Annotated in this window: 7 protein-coding genes; 6 read left to right on the forward strand and 1 reads right to left on the reverse strand. The window is 61.8% G+C overall.

Annotated features, from left to right (window positions below; genetic code table 11):
* The first annotated feature begins 232 nt into the window (after window positions 1–232).
* Genes ACQKPE_RS25235 through ACQKPE_RS25245 form a run of 3 tightly spaced genes read left to right on the forward strand, consistent with a single transcriptional unit; the run spans window position 233 to window position 3,810 of the window.
* Window positions 233–892 carry a paraquat-inducible protein A gene (locus ACQKPE_RS25235; RefSeq protein ID WP_427669409.1) on the forward strand — a complete coding sequence of 220 codons (660 nt, stop codon included), beginning with the start codon at window positions 233–235 and terminating at the stop codon, window positions 890–892.
* Window positions 879–1,502, forward strand: a complete 624-nt coding sequence (locus ACQKPE_RS25240; RefSeq protein ID WP_427669410.1) for a paraquat-inducible protein A — start codon at window positions 879–881, stop codon at window positions 1,500–1,502. The genes ACQKPE_RS25235 and ACQKPE_RS25240 overlap by 14 nt, the downstream gene beginning before the upstream one ends.
* The gene (locus ACQKPE_RS25245; protein WP_427669412.1) at window positions 1,495–3,810 is read left to right on the forward strand and encodes an MlaD family protein; all 2,316 of its coding nucleotides are present in this window, start codon (window positions 1,495–1,497) and stop codon (window positions 3,808–3,810) included. Before ACQKPE_RS25240 ends, ACQKPE_RS25245 begins: the two co-directional genes overlap by 8 nt.
* A 124-nt stretch (window positions 3,811–3,934) precedes the next feature.
* Here ACQKPE_RS25245 and rpsT read toward each other — a convergent pair whose 3' ends face one another.
* The gene (gene rpsT, locus ACQKPE_RS25250) at window positions 3,935–4,213 is read right to left on the reverse strand and encodes a 30S ribosomal protein S20 (RefSeq protein ID WP_029614579.1); all 279 of its coding nucleotides are present in this window, start codon (window positions 4,211–4,213) and stop codon (window positions 3,935–3,937) included.
* Between the two features lie 254 nt (window positions 4,214–4,467).
* Here rpsT and murJ point away from each other — a divergent pair, with 254 nt between their 5' ends.
* The 3 genes from murJ to ACQKPE_RS25265 all read left to right on the forward strand — a co-directional run.
* Complete coding sequence (murJ, locus tag ACQKPE_RS25255; protein ID WP_427669413.1) at window positions 4,468–6,006, forward strand: murein biosynthesis integral membrane protein MurJ; 1,539 nt, start codon at window positions 4,468–4,470, stop codon at window positions 6,004–6,006.
* Window positions 6,007–6,124: 118 nt separating this feature from the next.
* Complete coding sequence (ribF, locus tag ACQKPE_RS25260) at window positions 6,125–7,075, forward strand: bifunctional riboflavin kinase/FAD synthetase (RefSeq protein WP_427669414.1); 951 nt, start codon at window positions 6,125–6,127, stop codon at window positions 7,073–7,075.
* Window positions 7,072–7,982: class I tRNA ligase family protein (locus ACQKPE_RS25265; RefSeq protein WP_427669415.1), on the forward strand; the 911-nt coding region annotated here is incomplete at its 3' end. The genes ribF and ACQKPE_RS25265, both read left to right, overlap by 4 nt.

The raw sequence follows: 7,982 nt of genomic DNA on the forward strand, positions 1-7,982 counted from the left end.
AGCAGTGAAACGATGCATCGCCGATGGTAGTGTGGGGTTTCCCCATGTGAGAGTAGGTCATCGTCAAGATTCATTTCGCAAAACCCCTATCTGCGTGAGCAGGTAGGGGTTTTGTCTTTTCCGCATTTACTATCGACCGCAGCGATTCATTGTGGACACTGAGGACCTATCTCCCACAATTGGAGTCGGAACACTAGAATAGAGCCCACATCACCCATTCAGACCCTCTGATATGCCCAACCCCGTGGAATCCGAAGCGCTGGCTGAGCTGCCGCTGGAGCAGCTCGTGGCCTGCCATGAGTGTGACCTGCTGATGCACAAGCCCACGCTCGCGCAAGATGAGAAAGCCATATGCCCACGCTGCGGCTACGAGCTGTATGCCCATCGCCACAATGTGGTCAGTCGCAGCCTTGCCTTGGTGCTGGCCGCGCTGCTGCTTTATATCCCGGCCAACTTCCTGCCGATCATGCAGTTGCACCTGCTCGGTCAAACCTCCGATGACACGGTCTGGAGTGGTGTCTTGGGCCTGTACAACTCAGGCATGAGCGGTATCGCCGTGGTGGTGTTCCTGTGCAGCATGGCCATTCCTCTGCTCAAGCTGCTGTGCCAGCTGGCGGTGCTGTTGAGTATTCGCCTGGATGTAGGTCGCAGCTACGGCCTGTTGATCTACCGCATCTACCATCACTTGAAAGAGTGGGGAATGCTCGAGGTGTATTTCATGGGCGTGCTGGTTGCCATCGTCAAGCTCGTCGACCTGGCGCAGCTCACCCTCGGCATAGGCCTGGCCTGCTTTATCAGTCTGTTGCTCGTGCAGGTGTGGTTGGAGATTGTAATGTCGCCGCACCAGATCTGGGTGGCGCTTTCCGGGGAGGACACCCATGCGGGCGATTGATGCGGGCATCGTGGTCTGTAATGAATGCCATGAGCTCAATCGCTACGAGGCCGGCAGCGATTCGCAGACTTGCACACGTTGTGGTGCGACCGTGCACGCACGTCGCCCCAACAGCATCGTGCGTACCTGGGCGCTGCTGCTGGCTTCGATGGTGCTCTACATCCCTGCGAACCTGTTGCCGATCATGACAGTAAGCTCCCTGGGCCAGGGCAGCCCCGACACGATCATGTCTGGTGTCATTACCTTGATAAAGCTCGGCATGTTGCCCATCGCCGCAGTGGTGTTCATTGCCAGTATCCTGGTGCCGACTTTCAAGCTGGTGGGCATTGGCCTGTTGTTGTACTCGGTGCAGCGTCACCAGCCGCTTTCGGCGCGTCAGCGCATCCTGATGTACCGCTTCATCGAATTCATCGGCCGTTGGTCCATGCTCGATATCTTCGTCATTGCCATTCTCGTGGCAGTGGTGAATTTCGGGCGTATTGCCAGTGTCGAAGCCAACCTGGGCGCCATCGCTTTCGCCTGCGTGGTGATCCTGACGATGTTCGCTGCTTTAACTTTCGATCCCCGACTGATCTGGGATAACACGGAGTCGGATGACGACCATGAGTGACCTGCCTACGGCTAGAACCCGCCCAGCTTCGAACTGGTCGGCCATATGGATCCTGCCGCTGATCGCCCTGGTGATTGGCGGTTGGCTGGGTTGGCAGGCCTATCGCGATGCCGGTGTGGAGATCGAGGTGCGCTTTACCACGGGCGAGGGCATCGTCGCCAACAAGACCGAGGTCATCTACAAGGGCATGTCGGTCGGCAAGGTGACCAAGCTGGTACTTGATGCCGAGGGCAGCAAGACCGGGGTGATCGCCACCATCGAGATGAACAAGGCGGCCGAGCCGCACATGAACACCGGCACGCGTTTCTGGCTGGTGAAGCCGAGTGTCAGCCTGGCCGGTATCTCTGGCCTGGAGACCCTGGTGTCGGGTAACTACATTGCCGTGGACCCTGGCCAGGGCGAATCCACGCGCCGTTTCACGGCGTTGTCCGAGGCGCCGCCGCTGTCCGACAACGAGCCAGGCCTGCACCTGACCCTCAAGGCCGAGCGCCTTGGCTCGCTCAATCGTGATAGCCCGGTGTTCTACAAGCAGATCCAGGTTGGCCGGGTGAAAAGCTACCGGCTTTCCGACGACCAGGGCACGGTGGAGGTCAAGGTGTTCATCGCGCCGGCCTACGCCAACCTGGTGCGCAAGCACACGCGGTTCTGGAACGCCAGCGGCATCAGCATCGACGCGGACTTGTCCGGTGTGAAGGTACGCAGCGAGTCGCTCTCCAGCATTGTTGCCGGCGGTATCGCCTTCGCCACGCCCGAGCACCGCAAGGACAGCCCCGCGACCGACCCGAGCCTGCCGTTCCGTCTCTATGAAGACTTCGACGCCGCCCAGGCCGGTATTCGCATCAAGGTTCGCCTGAGCGACTATGAAGGCTTGCAGGCTGGCCGTACGCCGGTGATGTACAAGGGCATCCAGATTGGCTCGATGAAAACCCTGAAGATCGAGGATGACCTGAGCAACGCCATGGCCGAGCTCACCCTCGACCCATTGGCCGAGGACTACCTGGTAGAAGGGACCCAGTTCTGGGTGGTCAAGCCGTCCATTTCCGTGGCGGGTATCACAGGGCTCGAGGCGTTGGTGAAGGGCAACTACATCGCTATTCGCCCAGGTGAGAAGGGGGCTCGGCCTCAGCGCGAGTTCGAGGCTCGGCCCAAGGCGCCGCCGCTCGACCTCAAGGCGCCGGGTCTGCACCTGGTGCTGTTCGCCGATACGCTGGGTTCGCTGGAAGTCGGCAGCCCGGTGATGTATCGCCAGGTGAGGGTCGGCAGCGTGCAGAGCTACCAGTTCGCACGCAACAGCAAGCGTATCCTGATTGGTGTGCACATCGAGAAGGAATACGCCAACCTGGTCAACGGCTCCACGCGGTTCTGGAATGCCAGCGGCGTGACGCTCACCGGCGGCTTGTCGGGTATCAAGGTCAAGAGTGAGTCGTTGCAAACGCTGCTGGCGGGTGGCATCGCCTTCGATACGCCGCAGCCCAACGTGCCGCTCAAGCGCCGTATCCCGCGTTTCCGTCTACTGGAGAACGAAGAGGCGGCCAACCGCGCCGGTACTCTGATTACCATTCGTGTCGAGCGCGCCGATGGCCTCAAGCCGGGTACGCCCATTCGCTTCCGTGGTTTGGATGTAGGCAGTGTCGAAAGCATTGACCTTACCGATGATTTGCAGGCCGTATTGCTGCGCGCGCGCATTACCGGTGCGGTGGATCGCATCACCCGGGCGGGCACTCAGTTCTGGGTGGTCAAGCCGGCGTTCGGCCTGGTGCGTACCGAAAACCTCGATACGCTGATTGGCGGCCAGTACCTGGAAGTGATGCCGGCGCTCAAGAGCAAGGGGGCGCAGCATGACTTCATCGCGCTGCCGGAGGCGCCGGAAGTCACGGGCAAGGAAGTGGGCCTGCCACTGACGTTGAGTGCGCCACGTCGCGGCTCGCTCAAGCCGGGTGTGCCGGTCACCTATCGTGAGGTCACAGTGGGTAAGGTCACGGGCTTCGAGCTGGGGCAGAATGCCGATCGCGTGTTGGTGCACATTCTGATCGAGCCACGCTATGCGGCGCTGGTGCGGGGTGGCAGCCGCTTCTGGAACAGCAGTGGCTTCGGTCTCGACTGGGGTCTGCTCAAAGGGGCTACGGTGCGTACCGAGTCGCTGGAGACCTTGATCGAAGGGGGCATCGCCTTCGCCACGCCGGATGGCGAGAAGATGGGTAACCCGGCGCGGCCGCAGCAGACCTTCGCCTTGTTCGACAAGGCCGAGGAAGAATGGCTGCAATGGGCGCCGAAGATCCAGCTTGGGCAGCCAGCGCCGGCAGAGTAGGTAGAGAGGGCTGTGGGAGCGACACAAGGTCGCTCCCACGCAAGTGCACCCAAGAAGGCATACTCGATAAATCGCAGGCAATAAAAAACCGACCCTAGGGTCGGTTTTTCAACAAGCGCATCACTTAGGCAGCTGCAGCTTCTTTCAGTGCCTTAATGTGGCCATTCAGACGGCCTTTGTGGCGAGCAGCCTTATTCTTGTGGATGATGCCCTTGTCGGCCATACGGTCGATTACAGGCACAGCCAGGGTGTAGGCGGCTTGCGCTTTTTCAGCGTCTTTAGCGTCGATGGCCTTAACTACGTTTTTGATGTAGGTACGGACCATGGAACGCAGGCTGGCGTTGTGGCTGCGACGCTTCTCAGCCTGTTTTGCACGTTTCTTGGCGGAAGGTGTGTTGGCCACCGTCGAGCTCCTCGAAAGACTTTTGGGTAAATAGCAAACAAATAAGGCCGCGAATCATGCCGATGACTCGGGAGGATGTCAAGGCCAGTTGCAGTGTTCCGCCGAGTGGCATGCCAACGCGGAAGGAGTGATTCCTTTCTGCGTGGCGACCTGTAAACTCGGGAGTTTTGGCTGACCCTGCAAAGAAGCGGGATTATCGCACACTCGGGCGCCATCTGGCAGCGCTCTTCAGTCCCAGGCGTGAAAAACTTTCGATGAACCTGCTCAAATCCCTGGCTGCGGTCAGCTCCATCACCATGATTTCCCGCGTACTGGGTTTCGTACGCGACACCATCCTGGCGCGAGTGTTCGGTGCCGGCGTTGCCACCGACGCCTTCTTCATCGCCTTCAAACTGCCCAACCTGCTGCGTCGAATTTTCGCCGAGGGCGCCTTCTCGCAGGCGTTCGTGCCGATTCTTGCGGAGTACAAGACCCAGCAGGGCGAGGAGGCGACCCGCACCTTCATCGCCTATGTCACAGGGCTGCTGACCCTGGTGCTGGCCCTGGTTACGGCGCTGGGCATTCTGGCGGCGCCCTGGATCGTGTGGGTGACCGCGCCCGGTTTCGTCGACAACGCCGAGAAGTACGAGCTGACCACCGCGCTGTTGCGGGTCACCTTCCCCTATATATTGCTGATCTCGCTGTCATCGCTGGTCGGCGCCATCCTCAATACCTGGAACCGCTTCTCGGTACCGGCCTTCACGCCGACCCTGCTCAACGTGGCGATGATCGCCTTCGCGCTGCTGCTGACGCCGTATTTCGACCCGCCGATCATGGCCCTGGCCTGGGGTGTGCTGGCCGGTGGTCTGGCGCAGCTGCTCTACCAACTGCCGGCATTGAAGAAGATCGGCATGCTCGTGCTGCCACGCCTGAACCTGCGCGACACCGGCGTGTGGCGCGTGCTCAAGCAGATGCTGCCGGCGATCCTCGGGGTGTCGGTGAGCCAGATTTCGCTGATCATCAACACCATCTTCGCCTCGTTCCTGGTGGCTGGCTCGGTGTCGTGGATGTACTACGCCGACCGCCTGATGGAGCTGCCCTCCGGCGTGCTGGGCGTGGCCCTGGGCACCATCCTGCTGCCGACCCTGGCCAAGACCTATGCCAACAAGGACCGCGAGGAATACTCGCGAATCCTCGACTGGGGCCTGCGCCTGTGTTTCCTGCTGGTGCTGCCGTGCACCTTGGCCCTGGCGATTCTCGCCGAGCCCTTGACCGTGGCGCTGTTCCAATATGGCAAGTTCAGCGCCTTCGACGCGGCCATGACCCAGCAGGCGCTGGTTGCCTATTCCGTAGGTCTGCTGGCGATCATCCTGGTCAAGGTCCTGGCCCCAGGCTTCTACGCCCAGCAGAACATTCGTACACCCGTGAAGATCGCTATCTTCACCTTGGTGTGCACGCAAGGTTTCAACCTGGCCCTGGTCGGGCCGCTCAAGCACGCCGGCCTTGCCCTGGCGATCAGCTTGGGCGCTTGCCTCAACGCCGGGTTGCTGTACTGGAAGCTGCGTAGCCAGAAACTGTTCGAGCCCCAGCCAGGCTGGGCGAAGTTCCTCGGCAAGCTGGTATTGGCGGTGCTGCTGATGTCGCTGGTGCTGCTGCTGGGCATGCATTACCTGCCAGCCTGGGAGCTGGGCAGCATGCTCGAGCGCTTCCTGCGCCTGGGTGCGTTGATCCTGGCGGGCGTGCTGACCTATTTCGGTTGCCTGTACCTGTGCGGCTTCCGCCCGCGGGATTTCGCCCGCAAAGCCCTGCATTGAACCGGGGCAAGGGCCAGGCGTCGGTTTTTCACCTTCCACGCCCGACAACGGCGCTGCTGCCTGTCGCCAGCGCCCGGGTGTGGTTATAATCGGCCACTTTATGAGCAAGAAGCGCGTTATGCAGCTGGTTCGAGGTCTTCACAACCTGCGCCCTGACCACCGGGGCTGTGTCGCCACCATTGGCAACTTCGACGGGGTTCACCGGGGCCACCAGGCGATCCTGGGGCGTTTGCGTGAGCGCGGCCAGGCCTTGGGCCTGCCTACTTGCGTGGTGGTCTTCGAACCGCAGCCGCGCGAGTATTTCGCCCCCGAGACCGCACCCGCTCGCCTGGCACGGCTGCGCGACAAGATCGAGCTGCTGGCCGAAGAGGGTATTGACCGGGTGCTGTGCCTGGCATTCAACCAGCGCCTGAGCACGCTCAGTGCCGAAGCCTTCGTCAAGGCGGTGTTGGTCGACGGCCTGGGCGTTCGCCACCTCGAGGTGGGTGACGACTTCCGCTTTGGCTGCGACCGCGCTGGCGACTTCGACTTCCTGGTCGAAGCCGGCAAGCGCCATGGTTTTACCCTGGAAGCCGCCAATACCGTGATCCAGGATGGCCTGCGGGTCAGCAGCACCGAGGTGCGTACGGCTCTGGCCAACGCCGACTTCGAGCTTGCCGAGCACTTGTTGGGCCGCCCCTACACCATTACCGGGCGGGTATTGCATGGTCAGAAGCTGGCCCGCCAGCTCGGCACGCCCACTGCCAACATCCAGCTCAAGCGTCGCCGTGTGCCGCTGTCCGGGGTCTACCTGACCAGCGCCGAGATCGACGGCCAGCGCTGGCCGGGTGTCGCCAATATCGGGGTACGTCCCACCGTTGCCGGTGACGGGCGTCCCCACCTGGAAATTCATCTCCTGGATTATGCCGGCGACCTCTATGGCCGGCGCCTGACGGTGGAGTTCCACCACAAGCTGCGCGAGGAGCAGCGTTTCGCCTCCCTGGAGGCGCTGAAGTCGGCGATCGACGCGGACATCGCCGCCGCACGTGCCCACTGGCACGCTCAACCGCTAACGAAGAGCCTGAAATGACCGACTACAAAGCCACGCTAAACCTTCCGGACACCGCCTTCCCGATGAAGGCCGGCCTGCCTCAGCGCGAACCGCAGATCCTGCAGCGCTGGGACAGCATTGGCCTGTACCAGAAGCTGCGCGAAATTGGCAAGGACCGTCCGAAGTTCGTCCTGCACGACGGCCCGCCCTATGCCAACGGCAAGATCCACATCGGTCATGCGCTGAACAAGATCCTCAAGGACATGATCGTCCGCTCCAAGACCCTGTCTGGCTTCGACGCCCCCTACGTGCCCGGCTGGGACTGCCACGGCCTGCCGATCGAGCACAAGGTCGAAGTCACCCATGGCAAGAACCTCACCGCCGACCGCACCCGCGAGCTGTGCCGCGAATACGCCGCCGAGCAGATCGAAGGGCAGAAGACCGAGTTCATCCGCCTGGGCGTGCTGGGTGACTGGAGCAACCCCTACAAGACCATGAACTTCGCCAACGAGGCCGGTGAAATCCGCGCCCTGGCCGAAATGGTCAAGCAAGGCTTCGTGTTCAAGGGCCTCAAGCCTGTGAACTGGTGCTTCGACTGCGGCTCGGCACTGGCCGAGGCTGAAGTCGAGTACGCCGACAAGAAGTCCCAGACCATCGACGTGGCCTTCCCGGTCGCCGACGCCGACAAGCTGGCTGCCGCCTTCGGCCTGGCCGCGCTGAGCAAGCCTGCGGCGATCGTCATCTGGACCACCACCCCGTGGACCATCCCTGCCAACCAGGCGCTGAACGTCCACCCGGAGTTCAAGTACGCCCTGGTCGACACCGGCGAGCGCCTGCTGGTGCTGGCTGAAGAGCTGGTCGAGGCGTGCCTGACCCTGCTCGCCTGCCTGAGCATTCCGGTGGAAAACCTGCTGGTACTGCTGTTCCCACTGGGTGCGGTGACGGC

It is taken from the genome of Pseudomonas sp. NPDC089554 (assembly GCF_050280645.1).
Lineage (GTDB): Bacteria > Pseudomonadota > Gammaproteobacteria > Pseudomonadales > Pseudomonadaceae > Aquipseudomonas.

What these genes read in the sequence shown, in the direction of transcription:
- ACQKPE_RS25235 (WP_427669409.1), top strand. Translation starts at nt 233, where the DNA reads ATGCCCAACCCCGTGGAATCCGAAGCGCTGGCTGAGCTGCCGCTGGAG.
- ACQKPE_RS25240 (WP_427669410.1), top strand. Translation starts at nt 879, where the DNA reads ATGCGGGCGATTGATGCGGGCATCGTGGTCTGTAATGAATGCCATGAG.
- ACQKPE_RS25245 (WP_427669412.1), top strand. Translation starts at nt 1,495, where the DNA reads ATGAGTGACCTGCCTACGGCTAGAACCCGCCCAGCTTCGAACTGGTCG.
- murJ (WP_427669413.1), top strand. Translation starts at nt 4,468, where the DNA reads ATGAACCTGCTCAAATCCCTGGCTGCGGTCAGCTCCATCACCATGATT.
- ribF (WP_427669414.1), top strand. Translation starts at nt 6,125, where the DNA reads ATGCAGCTGGTTCGAGGTCTTCACAACCTGCGCCCTGACCACCGGGGC.